This window comes from Chromobacterium sp., from assembly GCF_041912965.1.
Lineage (GTDB): Bacteria > Pseudomonadota > Gammaproteobacteria > Burkholderiales > Chromobacteriaceae > Chromobacterium > Chromobacterium aquaticum.
In genome coordinates, this window is the sequence record NZ_JAYSGF010000048.1 from 1 (window position 1) to 15,824 (window position 15,824).

General features: G+C 52.3%; 17 protein-coding genes. 8 read left to right on the forward strand and 9 right to left on the reverse strand.

The features are described 5' to 3' along the window. From ACE3QM_RS19835 to ACE3QM_RS19845, 3 genes are all read left to right on the forward strand, one after another. Nucleotides 1–680: ribonucleotide-diphosphate reductase subunit beta (locus ACE3QM_RS19835; protein WP_374424286.1), on the forward strand; the 680-nt coding region annotated here is incomplete at its 5' end. A gap of 125 nt (nucleotides 681–805) precedes the next feature. Further along, nucleotides 806–2,284, forward strand: a complete 1,479-nt coding sequence (dgt, locus tag ACE3QM_RS19840) for a dGTPase (RefSeq protein WP_374424288.1) — start codon at nucleotides 806–808, stop codon at nucleotides 2,282–2,284. Between the two features lie 164 nt (nucleotides 2,285–2,448). Further along, nucleotides 2,449–2,844, forward strand: coding sequence for a hypothetical protein (locus tag ACE3QM_RS19845; protein ID WP_374424290.1), 396 nt, complete (start codon nucleotides 2,449–2,451; stop codon nucleotides 2,842–2,844). A 482-nt stretch (nucleotides 2,845–3,326) separates the two neighbouring features. On the opposite strand, the gene ACE3QM_RS19850 is transcribed toward ACE3QM_RS19845, so the two are convergent. Together ACE3QM_RS19850 and ACE3QM_RS19855 are read right to left on the reverse strand one after the other, a co-directional pair. Continuing rightward, the gene (locus tag ACE3QM_RS19850; RefSeq protein WP_374424292.1) at nucleotides 3,327–3,710 is read right to left on the reverse strand and encodes a hypothetical protein; all 384 of its coding nucleotides are present in this window, start codon (nucleotides 3,708–3,710) and stop codon (nucleotides 3,327–3,329) included. A 44-nt stretch (nucleotides 3,711–3,754) separates the two neighbouring features. Then, nucleotides 3,755–3,991 (reverse strand): hypothetical protein, encoded by a 237-nt coding sequence (locus ACE3QM_RS19855; RefSeq protein WP_374424294.1) that lies wholly within the window; start codon nucleotides 3,989–3,991, stop codon nucleotides 3,755–3,757. 270 nt (nucleotides 3,992–4,261) lie between these two features. Between ACE3QM_RS19855 and ACE3QM_RS19860 the strand changes: the two genes are divergently transcribed. Further along, the gene (locus ACE3QM_RS19860; protein ID WP_374424296.1) at nucleotides 4,262–4,921 is read left to right on the forward strand and encodes a hypothetical protein; all 660 of its coding nucleotides are present in this window, start codon (nucleotides 4,262–4,264) and stop codon (nucleotides 4,919–4,921) included. Nucleotides 4,922–5,107: 186 nt separating this feature from the next. On the opposite strand, the gene ACE3QM_RS19865 is transcribed toward ACE3QM_RS19860, so the two are convergent. The 7 genes from ACE3QM_RS19865 to ACE3QM_RS19895 form a co-directional block, all read right to left on the reverse strand. Then, nucleotides 5,108–6,352: a peroxidase, FMP-type gene (locus ACE3QM_RS19865; RefSeq protein ID WP_374424298.1), complete on the reverse strand. Its 1,245-nt coding sequence runs from the start codon at nucleotides 6,350–6,352 to the stop codon at nucleotides 5,108–5,110. A 585-nt stretch (nucleotides 6,353–6,937) separates the two neighbouring features. Continuing rightward, complete coding sequence (locus ACE3QM_RS19870) at nucleotides 6,938–7,594, reverse strand: hypothetical protein (protein WP_374424300.1); 657 nt, start codon at nucleotides 7,592–7,594, stop codon at nucleotides 6,938–6,940. Nucleotides 7,595–7,672: 78 nt separating this feature from the next. Continuing rightward, nucleotides 7,673–7,999, reverse strand: a complete 327-nt coding sequence (locus ACE3QM_RS19875; protein ID WP_374424302.1) for a hypothetical protein — start codon at nucleotides 7,997–7,999, stop codon at nucleotides 7,673–7,675. 81 nt (nucleotides 8,000–8,080) lie between these two features. After that, entirely contained in the window at nucleotides 8,081–8,545 is a 465-nt protein-coding gene (locus ACE3QM_RS19880) for a hypothetical protein (RefSeq protein WP_374424304.1), read from the reverse strand. Nucleotides 8,546–8,672: 127 nt separating this feature from the next. After that, complete coding sequence (locus ACE3QM_RS19885) at nucleotides 8,673–9,125, reverse strand: hypothetical protein (RefSeq protein WP_374424306.1); 453 nt, start codon at nucleotides 9,123–9,125, stop codon at nucleotides 8,673–8,675. Beyond that, entirely contained in the window at nucleotides 9,110–9,958 is an 849-nt protein-coding gene (locus ACE3QM_RS19890; RefSeq protein ID WP_374424307.1) for a hypothetical protein, read from the reverse strand. The genes ACE3QM_RS19885 and ACE3QM_RS19890 overlap by 16 nt, the downstream gene beginning before the upstream one ends. A 3-nt stretch (nucleotides 9,959–9,961) precedes the next feature. Next, nucleotides 9,962–10,534, reverse strand: a complete 573-nt coding sequence (locus tag ACE3QM_RS19895; protein WP_374424309.1) for a PAAR domain-containing protein — start codon at nucleotides 10,532–10,534, stop codon at nucleotides 9,962–9,964. A gap of 409 nt (nucleotides 10,535–10,943) precedes the next feature. Here ACE3QM_RS19895 and ACE3QM_RS19900 point away from each other — a divergent pair, with 409 nt between their 5' ends. From ACE3QM_RS19900 to ACE3QM_RS19915, 4 genes are all read left to right on the forward strand, one after another. Continuing rightward, nucleotides 10,944–11,234 carry a hypothetical protein gene (locus ACE3QM_RS19900; protein WP_374424311.1) on the forward strand — a complete coding sequence of 97 codons (291 nt, stop codon included), beginning with the start codon at nucleotides 10,944–10,946 and terminating at the stop codon, nucleotides 11,232–11,234. Between the two features lie 288 nt (nucleotides 11,235–11,522). Next, nucleotides 11,523–12,341, forward strand: coding sequence for a BglG family transcription antiterminator LicT (gene licT / locus ACE3QM_RS19905; RefSeq protein WP_374424313.1), 819 nt, complete (start codon nucleotides 11,523–11,525; stop codon nucleotides 12,339–12,341). A gap of 152 nt (nucleotides 12,342–12,493) precedes the next feature. Then, nucleotides 12,494–14,347, forward strand: coding sequence for a beta-glucoside-specific PTS transporter subunit IIABC (locus ACE3QM_RS19910; protein WP_374424315.1), 1,854 nt, complete (start codon nucleotides 12,494–12,496; stop codon nucleotides 14,345–14,347). A 22-nt stretch (nucleotides 14,348–14,369) separates the two neighbouring features. Further along, nucleotides 14,370–15,767 (forward strand): glycoside hydrolase family 1 protein, encoded by a 1,398-nt coding sequence (locus ACE3QM_RS19915; RefSeq protein WP_374424317.1) that lies wholly within the window; start codon nucleotides 14,370–14,372, stop codon nucleotides 15,765–15,767. The last annotated feature ends 57 nt before the right edge of the window (nucleotides 15,768–15,824 follow it).

Consider the following 15,824-nt stretch of genomic DNA (forward strand, 5'->3'; position numbering starts at 1 on the left):
ACACCCACGCCTACCAATACATCGTGGAAAGCCTGGGCCTGGACGAAGGCGAAGTCTTCAACGCCTACAACGAAATCAAATCCATCCGCGACAAAGATGAATTCCTGATCCCCTTCATCGACGTACTGTGCGACCCGGCCTTCAAGACCGGCACGCTGGAAAACGACCAGAAGCTGCTCAAATCCCTGATCGTGTTCGCCTGCATCATGGAAGGCCTGTTCTTCTACGTCGGCTTTGTGCAAATCCTGGCGCTGGGCCGCCAGAACAAGATGACCGGCGCCGCGGAACAGTACCAATACATCCTGCGCGACGAGTCCATGCACTGCAATTTTGGCATCGACCTGATCAACACCATCAAGCTGGAACAGCCGGAAATCTGGACCGAAAGCTTCAAGGCCGAGATCACCGAACTGTTCAAGCACGCGGTGGAACTGGAATACGCCTACGCCGAAGACACCATGCCGCGCGGCGTGCTGGGCCTGAACGCCAGCATGTTCAAGGAATACCTGCGCTTCATCGCCAACCGCCGCATGCAGCAGATTGGCCTGGACCAGCTCTACCCCGGCGTGAACAACCCCTTCCCGTGGATGAGCGAGATGATCGACTTGAAGAAAGAGAAGAACTTCTTTGAGACGCGGGTTACGGAATATCAGACTGGCGGGGCGTTGAGCTGGGATTGACCTAATTCTTATTTAAAATTAAAACCTCGCTTGCGAGGTTTTAATTTACCAAAAAATAAATCGTCATATCAAAGGCAAGGAAATAATCAAATGAATTACAAAACAGATGCCCAGGGAAAATTCTAATGAGTTATGAAAAAAATGTAACCGAGGAATTTCTGAACGATGCATTGAAAAATTATCGAGTACGGACGTCTGAGGTAAGAAAGTCTGGTAATCTTGTTGAAAATGCGGAAAGCGATAGAGGAAGAATTCTATATTCAGCTGCATTTCGAAGACTACAACAAAAGGCTCAGGTATTCTCTTTAGAACCAAATGCCGCTGTAAGAAGCCGTCTCACTCACTCACTTGAAGTCTCACAAGTGGGCAGATATATAAGCGATAAAATTGTTGAAAAAGGAAATGTAAAAGACTCTGAAATTGCAAGGTCTCTCTCAATTTTTGTCGAAACAGCATGCCTTGCACATGACATTGGAAACCCTCCATTTGGTCATTTTGGTGAAGCCGCAATACAACAATGGTTTGAGAAAAATGGTGAGGAGTTACTAAAGAAGGCCCTTCCCAAAAATCCATCGAATAAAACCCTTCTGGCTGACTTTATCGAATTCGACGGAAACCCACAAGGACTGAGGATAATATCAAAACTACAGTGGAATAATGATGAGTTCGGGCTAAATTTAACATCAACTGCGCTCTTGTCTTGCATAAAATATTTAAGATGCGCCGGAACAGGAAAATCTAGCGACCCTCTTTTTAAAAAAGCTGGTTTCTTTCAGACCGAATCGAGTCTTGTTGAAAAGCTCTGGCATGTGCATAACATAAACACTAGTAAACCCACTCGCTACCCATTGGCGGCAATAATGGAGGCTGCAGATGATATCTCTTACTGCATTAGCGATTTGGAAGATAGCGTTGAAAAAGGAATCGTATCACTACATGATGCCGCAAACTGGATTTCAGAAAGATGGGAAAATGATCGCACCAAATCGAAATTGGATCATGCTTACGCCGAGATTAACTCCACAGTTTTTAAAATAAAAAAAATATGGGGGGAAAAATCTCAGTCAAACTACACATTTACTGACTTTAGAACGGCAACCACTAGATTCCTTGTTGATTATGCGGCAGAGAATTTTATCCAAAAAATCACCACGTACACACCAGTTGACACGCTCCTTCCAGAAGATTCAGCTGCAACCATTTTCCTTGAAATCCTGAAAGATTACTGTAGGGAAAATGTCTACTGCAATGAAAATGTAGAATTAATTGAATACGCCGGCTACACGGCCATTACTGGTCTTTTAAATATATTCGAGCCACTTCTAAGCTGCAACAAAGATACATTCGAGTGCGCGCTAAACCAAGAAACAAAAGACTCTAACAATAATAAAATTGTTATAGAAAAGAAACTACTCAGACTTTTTCCGGAGAAATACATCAAAGCATACAAACACAGCCTGACGGGCAAATCTAATCCAAAATTCAATGACAATCAAATTGAATGGCTATCGCGCACACACTTAGTAATTGATTTTCTTGCTGGAATGACCGACGATTACAGCATTGAGCTATATAGAACACTTTCCGGCATAAAAGTATTATGACAATACCTAACAACCACCCATACTGGTTAATCAGAAAGATTGCAGAATCCAATTTGGATATAAACTGCTTCGAAATTAGCCGATACAAATACATCCCCAACTCCATAGAGGACAAAAGAACAATACTTAAAGTCAAGCCAGAACACCTCTTGGATGAGACATTCATGGCGGATCTTTTAAAAAAAATTTCCGAAGACGAGAATATAGCATTTCACTCAGAAGTAACCATGAAAAATAATGAAAAAAAACATATTCCATTGATTGATATGAATACACCTTCCGAGGCAATCTTAGAGAAATTGCAAAATTACCTAGGGGAAAATTTATATAAGAAGATCAGCTGGTATAAAAGTGGAAGGTCATTTCATGGCTATATGGAGGACATGGTAGAATTTAAAGAGTGGACACAGATAATGGGGAGGTTGCTTTTATGCAATCAAAAAAATATGGCTCAAACAGTCGATCCAAGATGGATTGGTCATCGTCTTTTAGCTGGATATGCAGCTTTGCGATGGACAAAAAATGGGCTTCATTACATAGCATTGCCAGAAAAAATTTAACTTTCACTGCACTCCCAGTGCGCCTAGATGCGTGAAGTCCAATATTTATCTTGTGACAATTCGAAATAGTTAATTAAGTGAATTTGATTCGTTTCAATCTATTTTTTTAAAACAAAACTTCGCGGATTTCGCCCCTCGGATAAGCGCTGCTGAACTCGCGCTGCTTTAACGTCGCGTCGCTCGAAAAGGCGGCAGCACGGTAAGTTGGGCTGAGTTTGTGAAGCCCAACGTTTACCGCGAAATTGTAGCGATCTATTGAGATAATCATTATATTTTTGGAATCCGCCTCACGGATAATGTTTGGCATGCCGGTTCCGGCCGGCGGACGGGCAAGGGGATTGTGCGGCCAATCCAATCGCTGAGCGAACAGGATATGCAGGCCCCACCCTGCATGTCCTGTTCGCACGCAGACAACCCCATGCCCCCTACAGCGCTGCGAAACCCTATCTTTCAAAAATAGCGGAAAAATACTCCTATCTTAATCAGAGCAAACAAGCCATACTGCCATTTCGCATAACCAAAGCAAACACAATCAAACTAACAAATCCAGACGTGCCAACAAAAGGAGCGACAAAAGAGAATGCCGTCTCTATAAATTTATTTTTATAAGGAATAGATGATAAAAATAAAACCCCAACCAAACAGATAATAGTTTTGATTGGGCTGTAAAAAATACCTGCCTCTATAGCACAGTTAATGTTCCACTTGCCTGCAAAGTAAAAATCACACATCAAATTAGCAGACATACCAGAAGTCCACGCTGCAGGAATAGGCAGAAGCTCCATATTCAGCCATATCTCAAGCAAGACAATGACACATGGAATTAACCAAGCCAACCAACTTCTACCCTCTACCAATCCAACCATCTTTAAAAGCCTTATTAAACACAATTTTTAACTACCGATTAACCTTAAGCCTCTCCAGATTCTAATTTAGCCGAACCATATAACCAAAATTGCCAACAAAGCAAACAGAATGAACATCCAAAAAAGAATCTTTCCATTCCTGCTGCTATTTTTATATTGCTCTTGATCCAAACCTGGCGTCGCCATAGCTTCCTCAATTCGGTTGAACCATATCCTGTCCATTTTTCCTGAATGGGTTGATATAAAGCAGCCTCACTGTTAAATTGGCTTTTGGTGCTCAACACACCTCCGTTAGCGGTGGCCCACGCCCGAAAGCCGTGGTTGTTCAACACGCCATGCATTGCATCCCACACGCGCCCTTGCGCTCGCAATGCTTGGTCGGGCAAGCCGTTTGGAGACATCGCTATGGATGCTCGTCTTATTGTTTCTCTCTCCCCTCTTCTAGTTCGTCCTCCCCACCGCCTATCACATGTCTTGTTGCGCCTGCGCGCCGCCTATCGCCATACGTTTTTGGCAGCGCGGTTTGCGCGCTTCACTGGGGAGGCTCGGCCATGAATGCAGCTATTGATCTGGAAGTGAATACGCCGCTACGGCTGGATTTCGCCAAGGGCGTGGCGATGCGGGTGTTGCGACGGCCGGAGGGGTTCTGGTTTGTCGCGGCGGAGGTCGCGGTATCGATGAAGCTGGAGGTGAAGGATTTGCAGCAAGCCTTGGGCGAGCCGCTGGGGCAAGCCTTCTGCCTGACGGATGAGGCGGAGCCGGTGCTGTGCCTGTCCGAAGGCGAGCTGGACGAGGTGTTCCGCCGCATCAAGAAGCCAGGCGCGCGGCGGTTGCGACGCTGGTGGCAGGAGGAAACCCGCCCGGCCTTGCTGCATCAGGCTGGCGCGGCTGGCACAGCGGAAACCCTGCACCTGGCGCTCGCCCTCGCCGCGGAGGCGGCGCAGCAGGTTAGCCGCGCAGTGCTGGACACCGTGCTGAGCGAACCCGGCCCGTGGCTGCATTCGCGCTGGGTACTGACACTGGATTACGCGCCCAACAACCAGCAGCGCTGGCCGCACGGCAGGCTGATCGGCCTGAACAGCAGCGTCTCCACGCTCAGCGGCATGGCGGAGCTGATTGCCCCGCCCGGCAAGATGCCGGTCAGCAAGGCGGAACTGGTGCAGCTAGCCACCGCCTGCCAGCGGCGTTTGGCGGAGCGCTTAGACAGTTAGAGCGACTGACAAAACCCTTGATGCTGCGTTGCGCCGACTTGCCATACTCAATGTACTGTCTGCGTCGGCGCACCTTGCCTCAGCCGTAACACTGAGTTTTGTTAGCCACTCTTAGCCCGCTAATCGCGCAGCGTAATAAGAAACACCGCTTCAATGTTGCGAAGCGGTGTTTTCGTCAAAAGAGTCCTAGTAGTTTAAATGCGACCTACCCGTCGGCTTCTTTCTCAAAGTATTGACTTGGATATGCGGCCAGCGCGTCACCTGGCCGTTGGAACCGAACATGAACTCAAAAAACAGCACTTGCTCATATTGAAGCTGCAACACTTCACAGCCGTCGCTGTCTATCACCGTTTGTATCCACAAGTTCAGATTCATCTCGGTAACATTGGCAAAGGTGCTCACAAAGGGGGTATTTAGAATCCCGCCTTGTGGCCCGCCATTGTGTTTGCTACTGAGCTGAATCAGCGTGTATTTTTTGATGCGCTGGTCTTTGATCACATCACGCAGCCGCAAATCCGGACGTACGGAATACGGATAGTTTGGATCAGCGACAATCCGTTGGAAATAAGTCAGATTGCTGTCCGGCTGGGTGGCCGGCAATGACTTGTCAAACGCCCAAGCCGGCGCGGGTTCATCCAGATTAAGCGGCGCGGCCGGCGTGCCCTCCTGAACCGACAGCAGTGCGGCCGCACCCATGCTGGGTGAAATGGCGAGCGGAGACCCAGCCAAGGGCACGGGGTTGGCAGCAACGGCAGCCGGCACCGTATTATTGTCTTGCGGCTGCGGAGTCGTTGGCCATGAGTTGGTAAAAGGCTGAGTCCAACAGTCGGTGCCGGTGGGATATTCCGGTTTGCCGGGAATGTCCGCCTGAAATCCGCCGGTAATCATCATCGCACTGCCATGGGGGATGGTCCCGCTACGCGCAATGGAATAAGGCGGCACATAATTTGGCCCGTTGGCCCCGGCGCCAATAGCAATCCCAGGGAAGCCGTTATCTGAAATAACGGATTCTTCAGTAGCCGCATGGTTGTACATCGGGTTCATCCACAAATACATGCCATCTTCTTCGTGAATGCCCACGCCGTCACTGACCCGTTGTATGCTTTGATTGTATTTCACCGCGCCAGCGAACTGCTCGTTGGTGCCCCCCCGATTCCGCACCCCACCATCCACCAGGGAGAACGTGAGTTCTTCGGTGTAGTTTTCACAGAGAAAGTGGAATATGCCGAAAATGGTTTCAGAATTTGTCCCTGGAGACGGCATACAGGTGGTATGCAAGCCCCATCCCAGATTCGTCTTGTCCGGATTGTAGTTAACCCATGTGCCTTCCAGCTGCTTCAGCACACCATAATCAGCCGGCTGATCCAGTACTTTATCCGAATATTCCGGATAGGGCGGAGCTGGCGTTTGAACCACATTGTTTTCAGGCATACACACCTCGCATGATCATTCATTTTGATAAAGGGCGGTGCAGCGAAAAGACGATAAAAGCCGTGTCAGCTTTACGGGACTTGCTGTACAAATAAAAACACGTCAATGAAAGGCTGGTTTTTCTAGCAAAATTTGTATTTGCATGACTGAAATATTCTGCCAATCTTCAGCCATGAAATTAAGTAAATTCCGCCATACAAAAATCCTAGCACTAGACATGACAATGTCAAGACAAATTCTATTGATTATTTTATTATGAATAGAGAACATCTAAATTAGGCGAAATATTCTGAGAAACCATCTTTGGAGAGAATGCGGTCATGGGGACGGTAGAACCGAAACCCAAGCACAGTGGAAGTGATATCGCCCTCCCGGGCGATTGCGGTACAGCCACCATCTTCCATCCGCACCTCGCTTTCGCCAAAGCCCGCAAGCCACTCCTTAACTTATGGCGAGCGCTTGCGAAGACTAGAAACGGGGAGGATGCTGCTGGAGCGATGAGCACGCCTTATGCTAGGGCCGGCGCGCATCGGTGTGATAGAAAACGGGGCACGGAACTGATTGGTGCAGGCTCTTCCACAGCAATCAATCAAGCAAAAACCTATACACATTCCCCTCCTCCACAAAGGAAGCGAAACGCTTGCCCGCCAAGGGCACAAATCGGCCGGACTTAATCGCGTACTCATTGAGTACCACCCCAGCCGGCTCATCCTTGCCACCCTGATAGCGATACTCAAGCTTGTCGAACCGTACTTGGCCGTTCAAAAACCTAAGGCCCTGACAGGATGCAAACAGGCTGGGTAGCTTCCATCCTTGAGGCTTGGATCTGCCCAAGCGCAACAGGTAGACCGACTTATGTCTCACCGCCGTACCCGAGGCCGATGCAGGCGTATTTTCCACGCATGCCCAGCCGGCGGCGAAATACGCCACAGACCCTCTCCCCAGATCCCCTGCATTAACCACCTCGCCAGGGAAAGCCTTGATCGACTTGGCCAACCATGTCCGGCCATCTATGGTGATCTTGCCTTCTTTAAGCTCTACCTTATGACGGCCACCCGCTGCCATGCCCTGCCAAACATATTGGATGTCTTGCTCCCCCTCCAGGCTGAAAGGTTCTAGCTCGACACCCGAAGACTGGAATAAGCGATTTGGCAGGCTGCGGTAATAGGTCTCATACCCATCAAACAGCCCAGCAGCCTGGGCCCAGGTTGGCAGAAACAGTAAAACCGCGAAATGATTCATGCGCATATCATTTTAAGGTCAGCAGAAACAAGCCGTTCTAGCGCCACTTAGCCTGCATAGGTTTCAGAACTAAGCATTTTACCCTTCAACAGGAACCAATCCCTGCTTTTTCCAACATTCAAACCTTGCGTTTGTTGCTACGCTCATCGCAACGATAACCACCTGGTGATCAAAATCAGGTAACTCACCCAATTTCTCCAAGAGTTTCTCCATGCCTTCCGCATTGCTTGAAATGCGGCAAAACCGACCACCTCCAGCAAGCACCCAAAACACGTCATCTACAAACGGCCCTTGATCCGTGGTTTCGATGCTTACCTCGCACAGATCAGCCCAATGGAACTCAATATCCTCACCCCTTAATGGGCTATGGATAATTTTACTCTCATCAAACACAACCTTCTCCACGGACCGTCTTGACTTCCACTTAAACAATCGAGACAAAAACCCCATACCACCTCCCTGGCACAACCCCCCCCTTCCAAAGACTCATAAGGGGGTTAACTGCAGATACTTGACCGGCTTTAGCGCTCCTAAAATCAGCCTATATTTCAGACCATCAAAGGAGTAGCTAACTTTCCCCTTATTATCAATTACTACTTTATACCTATTATCATTTCCATACTTTTTAAATGAAAATACATCATCTTTAAGCTCATAACTCTCAATCAATTCATCATCACGGTCATCTGGCGAAAACAAATGCACACGATCCAAAACCAAAAAATCTTTTGTCAAAAGATAAAACTCATAATTGGTTTCCTCCCAGGGAGCATTCTGAAAGACCAAAAAATACCGTTCAGAATCTTCCATCCAGTACTGAGCAAAAACTGATTCGCCCATAACCTTGACACCTGTCTTTTGGCCGCAGAACAAAAGATCAAAATAAACGATTACAACCCCTGGCTTTCTTGGACTTTCCACCACATCAAAGTCTTTTATTGCATTTACCATCTAGCGCCCCTCTAACTCTTCATCTAGACCATCAACCCCTTCCTCGACAATCCACATTCATACAGCATCACACATAAAATCAACCACAAGCAATCAGCCATCAATTACAATTATGCGAGAAATCACATTATATCTCTCGTAGTTCAAGATATTTTTTGGGCTTCATAAAATCAAAACACGACCTATATTTTAGCTCACTCAATAAATAACTCACCCGACCACCCACCCGAATTGACAACTCATATCTCTTTCCACTCTTATATTTCTCAAAAACCAAATCACTCCCTTTAAGGCGGCGCTCTTGAATAAACCCATTATCCTCAGGCGTTGCGCTCAAATTAATCCGATCGACAACGTGAAAATCCTCATCAAGCAGATAGAACAGATAGTTTGTCCCCTCCCAAAAATCATTCTCAAGAACAACAAGAAAGAAATGATCTATCTTATATTGAGCAAAAACAGTTTCATAATCCACCCTGACTCTTGTAGCATGACCATCAAACATCAAGTCAAAGCATTCGTCTACGCCCTTTGAGGGTTTCACCTCTTGCAAGCCAAACAAATCTATTGGATGCGCCACTTCGTGAATTCCTCCAGTTCCTCATCGTAATTGTCTACGACGCTTTCTGCCAACGCTCCACCAACTACACTCCCTGCCAAAACTACAGCAACAGCACAAACGGGAGCACCAGGCCCACACAACGTCGACACGGCTAAACCAGCAAAAACACCGCCAGCCATACCTCCCCCAATGACAGCCCCCTGTTTAATGGTTTCTTTGGTCTTATTTTCTGATGACGCCACTGCATAGCTTGCCAATGCAGCAGTCACGACCCACCCAACCTTACCAATAACACCCAATTTTTTTGCTTTTACATTAAAATCTTGATTGGGCTTTGCCGATGACTCAATAATGGCATAATACACTTTATTTTTTTCAGCTGGAGTTAATAAATCAAACTGTTTCCCAAAAAGAGATTTCGCTTTTTTATCTAACAGCTCTTTTATAGTTGGAGGTTCCAATTTGTGGCGTTCCGCTATCGCGAGGCCCTGTGCAGAAGTTACAACTCTATGCTCTGCCATTATTTTATTACGCATCGCATATGAGAACTCCATTCCGTCTTTCGCACTCACTCTCCCTGCATTGACTTCATCAAGAACAGTTTGGGCCATCCGTTTGATGTTTTCTTGATATGATATTCTAACATTTGCGTCTTTAATCACATCCGTTGCAAACCTTGCCGCTGCAGCCTCCAGCATATCCAAGCTTTTCTTGAGCGGGGACTCCAGTTCATGCCGCTGGTTCACCTGATAATAGCCCCGGTACTCAATCTTATACTCGGGAGCGCTGGCCCCGCTGGTGGTGGAAGTGCCGGCGCTGCGGCTTCTGCCATAAGTTACGGTATCGCTCATGTCTCAGCCCTCGATCAGATTAAGGATTTTGCTGGAGAGGTTTTCGTCGCTAACGTCTTCATTTGCCGGAATTTCAACATGGATGCCCGCGATCTCCGCAATGGAGTCGATCCGCAAACAGCTGGCCTGGTCAAATGTCATCTCCTTCGAACTGCCGTCGTTAAAGTTGATGGTGCAAGCCAAGCCTTGGTAGTTCTCCTCGCCCGGCAAGGCAAACTCGATCCAGTTCGGGCCTTGCTCCAGCAAAGGCGCCCCCGCCGCGATCATCGCGCTCAACGGCCCCGGCACCATCTTGACCGCGCCGGGTTCGGTATCCACCGTGGCTTGACGCTGGGAGGCGATCAGCACCGCCCCGCAAGAGGTGAGCATCCCCTCCAGCGCCACATTCTTGCCCATGAAGGTGTGGTTTTTCGCCCCGGCTACGATAACAAAATCTGTCTTGCACTGCGGACAGTAGCCCCGGTGGCCAATCCCGCAGCCATTCTTGCCAAAAATATTGAAGTTCGGAAACGCCTCCAGCACTGTGCCACCGTGTGAGGTGGTATCGCCAATACGGATAATTGCGCGCGCAGCCATAGTTTTCCTTTCCATTCAAGAAAGTAGCTTCCGGTACGCCACGGGCATTCTCGGCAATTATTCTTAAGATATCAACTAAACGAAACCACCTACCCCGATTAGTCCACCCAGAGACATTAATCTCCTCCGTCGGCGGCTTGACGCCCTACCCCCGCCTCAGTACCCTGTGCCTCGCGCTGCGCCCAATAACGCCGCGCCGGGTTTGGAAGCCCACAAAACCTTTCCCCAGACCAGCTCAAGTCCAAAAGACCGCGGCCCGTCTGGTGCCACGCATGTCCCCACTCCTGGACAGGCCGTGGCAGGGAGCCTTCACGGGCTACCGGTTCTGAAAGGTCTCCGGTCTTCCAACCTTGTCACGTGCCTGTCCAAGCCTCTCCGGGCAGGCTTCAAAGCTGACTAGGAGACCGCAATGACGCCTTCCCATCCGCACTCCGTTTTCGCCAAACCACCGCCTGATCCACAGACCCAAACCCTGGCAGCCTGCGCCCTGGCCTTGAATTGCCTCGTCACCCTGCGTCACGCGCTTGACGCTTTCCAGTCCCACGCCTCACAGACACAGCAGCCCCGTTTACAGCATCTGGCCTTTGCCGCCACCGCGGTGCTGAACGATTGCGCCAGCCAGTTGCAAAGCCTTTGCCCCGACTCCGTTCCCTGCCCGCCGGACGGCAGGTTTCCAACGCTGACTTGGAGACCGCAATGACGCCCTCCCACTTTTTCGCCACTGCCGCAAAACCACCTCCAGCGGCCCGTCCTGCCCGGCGTCCGTACCCGCCTGTTTCGAAGCGGCATATTTTTAACAAATTAAGTTGTATTTCTTGCCGTCCTATGATTTCATCCGTTGGCAACGTAGTGGATCGAAGCCGTGGCTTTGCTCCCGCGTCGTCAAACCAGATGTTTGTGCTCAAGGATTGTTACTGCGCAGGCAGGCAAAACCTGATGACTTGGCTTCAGCCCAGCCGTCAGGTTTTTTGCTTTCTGGATACGCGATATGAAAATCAGCAAAATCTTGAATAACAATGCGGCCCTCGTATTGAACGAACAGCATCAGGAACTGGTGGCCATGGGCCGCGGCGTGGGGTTTCAAAAGCGGCCGGGAGACGCGCTGGATCCGGCGCTGGTCGAAAAAATCTTCGCCTTGCAAAACCACGAGCTGATGTCTCGCTTGAGCGAGGTCTTGAGCGGCATTCCCGCCGAGGTGATGGCGGTCTGCAACGACATCCTCAAACTGGCGAAGAAACAATTGGGCCGATTGCCCGATGAGGTCTACCTGGCCTTGCTGGATCATTGCCATTTCGCGATTGAACGCCAGCGCCAGGGCATTGCCCTGCACAATGCGCTGCAATGGGAAATGCGCAGGCTCTACCCGACAGAATTCGCCCTTGGCCGGCAAGCGCTGGCGCTGATAGAGCAACAACTGGGACTGCACCTGCCGGAGGATGAGGCCGGCTTCATCGCCTGGCATTTGGCGAATGCGCAATTGAACAGCGAGGCTTCGGAAATGCAGGCCATTAACCAGCTGATGCGGCAGATTCTGCGCATCGTCAAAGACCAGCAAGGGCTGAAGCTGGACGAGCAGGCGTTGAACTACCACCGCTTCATCGCCCACCTGAAGTTTTTTGCGCAACGCGTGTTGTCGCAGCAGCAGCTACAAGCGGGAGACCCCAGCCTGCACGCTGCGGTGAAAGCCAGTTATCCGCGGGCATGGCTCAACGCGGAGAGTGTTGGCGGCTTTATTTGGGAGCAGTACCAGAGGGCGCTGGAACCGGATGAGCTGATGTTCCTCGCCATCCATATCAGCCGTTTATAAAGCAGAGCTTTACTCGCCGGCTGGCTTGAGCAGCCGAAGCATCATCAGGATTGTTACTGTCTAGAACAGGCAAAACCTGGCCACGCCTCCCCATTGCGGGTGGCGCGGCCAGGTTTTTTTTTGAGCGTTCGCTCGCCACATGGAGGGAAGCAATGGACACACTCGCCAAGCAAATCGTCACCGGGGTTGGCGGCAAGGACAATATTCTGAGCCTGGTGCATTGCGCCACTCGCCTGCGCTTCAAGTTGCGCGATTCCGGACGGGTGGACGCCAAAACCCTGAACCGCCTGCCCGATGTGCTCATGGCGCAGGAAAGCGGCGGGCAATTCCAGGTGGTGATCGGCAACCGTGTCGCCGAGGTCTATCAAGCCATCTGCCAAGTCACCGGGCTGGATGACGAGATTCCGCTGGCCGGCACCGCGGTGAAGGAAGGCGCGCTCAGCCGCTTCATTGATGTAGTGTCCGCCATTTTCACGCCCACCTTGGGCATCCTGGCCGCGTCCGGCATCCTCAAAGGCTTGCTGTCGCTGGCGCTGGTGAATGAATGGATCAGCGAAACCAGCGGCACTTATTTATTGTTGTTCGTGGCCAGCGATGCCTTGTTTTATTTCTTCCCCTTGGCCTTGGGATATACCGCCGGCAAGAAATTTGGCGGCAACCCTTTCACCGCGATGGCCCTGGGCGGCGCGCTCACTCATCCGCTGTCCATCGGCGCGTTCAATGCCGCGCAGCAGGCCGGCGCCTTGCCGCTGGATTTTATCGGCATTCCCATCGTGTTCATCAATTACAGTTCTTCGGTGATTCCCATCATTCTTGCCGCCTGGGTCAGCAGCCATCTTGAGCGCCGCTGCAACCGCCTCCTGCCCGCGGCGGTCAAGAATTTCCTGACCCCGCTGCTGTGCTTGTGCCTGATCGCGCCCATGACTTTCCTGCTGATCGGCCCGGTCGCCACCTGGCTGGGCCGCTTGCTGGCGGAGGGGTTTCAAACCCTCTACGGCCTGGCGCCGATGTTGGCCGGCGCGGCGCTGGGCGGCTTGTGGCAGGTGTTGGTGATCTTTGGCCTGCACTGGGGCCTGGTGCCGCTGATGTACAACAACTTGAGCCTGCTGGGCTATGACACCATGGGCGCGCTCTTGCTGCCGGCGGTGATGGGGCAAGTGGGCGCTACGCTGGGGGTCTTCCTGCGCACCCGCGATGCGCGCATGAAGTCCTTGGCCGGCTCGGCGGCCACCTCGGGGCTGTTCGGCATTACCGAACCCGCCATCTACGGGGTGACCTTGCCGGCCAAGCGCCCCTTCCTGTTTGGCTGCATCAGCGGCGCCTTGGGCGGCTTGATGCTGGGTTACGCGCGCAGCAGCGTCTATTCGCCCAATCTGCCCAGTGTTTTCACCTTTTCCCAGGTGATTCCGCCCACTGGTGTCGATTTCTCCGTTTGGGGCGCGATTGCCGGCAGCCTGCTGGCGGCGGCCCTCGCCGCGCTGCTCACCTTCTGGTTTGGCCTGCCCAAAGCCGCCGTTGCCGCCGCGGCAGCGGATGAGGCCGTTGCGGACACAGCGTCCCATCAAGTCTTGTCCCCGCTGCACGGCCTGACGCGACCGCTCGGCTGCGTGGCGGACCCCGCCTTCGCCAGCGGCATCTTGGGCCAGGGCGTGGCCATTCTGCCGCTAAGCGGCCGGGTGGTGGCGCCGTTCAGCGGTCGGGTCGAATCCCTGTCCTACTCTGGTCACGTCCTGGTCCTCGTCGCCGACGACGGCACCGAAATGCTGATCCATGTCGGCATCCATACCGCCAAGCTCGATGGCAGTCACTTTCGCGCGCATGTGCAAAGCGGCGACTTGATCGCGGCCGGCGATGTGCTGCTGGAGTTCGACCACGCCGCCATGGCCGGGGCCGGCTTCGATACCACCAGCCTTGTGCTGATCTGCAATCCCGGCGGCGCTCAAGTGCGGCCCATTCCCTCGGACACGGTGGCGGAGTTGGCGCCGCTACTGGCCGTCAGTCCTTAACCATTGCATCAGGAGAGTAGAGATGACCTTGTTTCCCGCTGATTTTCTTTGGGGCGGCGCCTTGGCCGCCAATCAGGCCGAAGGCGCTTACCTGGCCGACGGCAAGGGCTTGTCCACATCGGACTTGCAGCCGCAGGGGATTTTTGGGCCCATCGTCAAGCGCGCTGCCGGCGACAGCAGCCTCAAGGATCAGGCGATAGACTTTTATCATCGCTATCCGGAGGATATCGCCCTGTTCGCGGAGATGGGCTTTGGCTGCCTGCGGGTATCCATCGCCTGGAGCCGCATCTTCCCCCAAGGCGATGAGCACGCGCCCAACGAGGCCGGGCTGGCGTTTTATGATCGCCTGTTCGGCGAGATGGCCAAGCACGGCATTCAGCCGCTGGTCACGCTATCGCATTATGAAATGCCTTATGCGTTGACCCAGCGCCATGGCGGTTGGGGCAGCCGCCGGACCATCGCCTTTTTCGAGCATTACGCGCGCACGGTGTTCGCCCGCTATCGCGACCAGGTCAAATACTGGCTGACCTTCAATGAAATCAATATGGCGCTGCACGCGCCGTTCACTGGCGTCGGCTTGCCACCGGATAGCGGCAAGCAAGCCATTTACCAAGCCATCCATCATCAATTGGTGGCCAGCGCGCGCGCGGTGAAAGCCTGCCATGAGCTGGTGCCGGATGCCCGGATCGGCAATATGCTGCTGGGCGACATCGTTTATCCGCTCAGTTGCCGGCCGGATGACCAATTGGCCAGCCAGAAACAAAACCGTGGCTGGCTGTTTTTTGGCGATGTGCAGGCGCGCGGCGCTTACCCGGCCTATATGCGGCGCTTCTTCCGCGACGAGGGCATCACGCTGGACATTCGCGCCTCTGACCATGAAGACCTGCTCGCCACGGTGGACTTCATCTCCTTCAGCTATTACATGTCCGGCTGCGCCTCGGCCGACCCGGCCTTGGCGGCACAGGCCGGCGGCGTGCTGGGCATGGTGCCCAATCCTCACCTGCCCAGTTCCGACTGGGGCTGGCAGATCGATCCGCAGGGCCTGCGCTATCTGCTCAACCTGCTGTACGACCGCTACCAGAAACCGCTGTTCATCGTGGAAAACGGCCTGGGCGCGCGCGATGAAGTCACGGCGGACGGCCGCGTCCACGACCCCTACCGCATCCAGTACCTCAACGATCATCTGCTGCAAGTGGCCGAAGCGCTGGACGATGGCGTGCCCCTCCTCGGCTACACCAGTTGGGGGCCCATCGACCTGGTCAGCGCTTCCAAGGCGGAAATGTCCAAGCGCTACGGCTTCATCCATGTCGACCGCGACGACCAAGGCCAAGGCAGCCTGGAGCGGCGGCGCAAGGACAGCTTTTACTGGTACCGCGATGTGATCCGCAGCCGGGGACAGACGCTGAAGCCGGCCGGCTAATCGCAGAAACGGAAACATTCGCGGCCTGCCGACGGCAGGCCGAAGCACCAAGGGCGC

Coding starts and splice junctions, on each gene's coding strand:
- ACE3QM_RS19910 (WP_374424315.1), top strand. CDS start 12,494: ATGGACACACTCGCCAAGCAAATCGTCACCGGGGTTGGCGGCAAGGAC.
- ACE3QM_RS19890 (WP_374424307.1), bottom strand. CDS start 9,958: ATGAGCGATACCGTAACTTATGGCAGAAGCCGCAGCGCCGGCACTTCC.
- ACE3QM_RS19880 (WP_374424304.1), bottom strand. CDS start 8,545: ATGGTAAATGCAATAAAAGACTTTGATGTGGTGGAAAGTCCAAGAAAG.
- ACE3QM_RS19915 (WP_374424317.1), top strand. CDS start 14,370: ATGACCTTGTTTCCCGCTGATTTTCTTTGGGGCGGCGCCTTGGCCGCC.
- dgt (WP_374424288.1), top strand. CDS start 806: ATGAGTTATGAAAAAAATGTAACCGAGGAATTTCTGAACGATGCATTG.
- ACE3QM_RS19900 (WP_374424311.1), top strand. CDS start 10,944: ATGACGCCTTCCCATCCGCACTCCGTTTTCGCCAAACCACCGCCTGAT.
- ACE3QM_RS19870 (WP_374424300.1), bottom strand. CDS start 7,594: ATGAATCATTTCGCGGTTTTACTGTTTCTGCCAACCTGGGCCCAGGCT.
- ACE3QM_RS19850 (WP_374424292.1), bottom strand. CDS start 3,710: ATGGTTGGATTGGTAGAGGGTAGAAGTTGGTTGGCTTGGTTAATTCCA.
- ACE3QM_RS19860 (WP_374424296.1), top strand. CDS start 4,262: ATGAATGCAGCTATTGATCTGGAAGTGAATACGCCGCTACGGCTGGAT.
- ACE3QM_RS19895 (WP_374424309.1), bottom strand. CDS start 10,534: ATGGCTGCGCGCGCAATTATCCGTATTGGCGATACCACCTCACACGGT.
- licT (WP_374424313.1), top strand. CDS start 11,523: ATGAAAATCAGCAAAATCTTGAATAACAATGCGGCCCTCGTATTGAAC.
- ACE3QM_RS19865 (WP_374424298.1), bottom strand. CDS start 6,352: ATGCCTGAAAACAATGTGGTTCAAACGCCAGCTCCGCCCTATCCGGAA.
- ACE3QM_RS19845 (WP_374424290.1), top strand. CDS start 2,449: ATGGCGGATCTTTTAAAAAAAATTTCCGAAGACGAGAATATAGCATTT.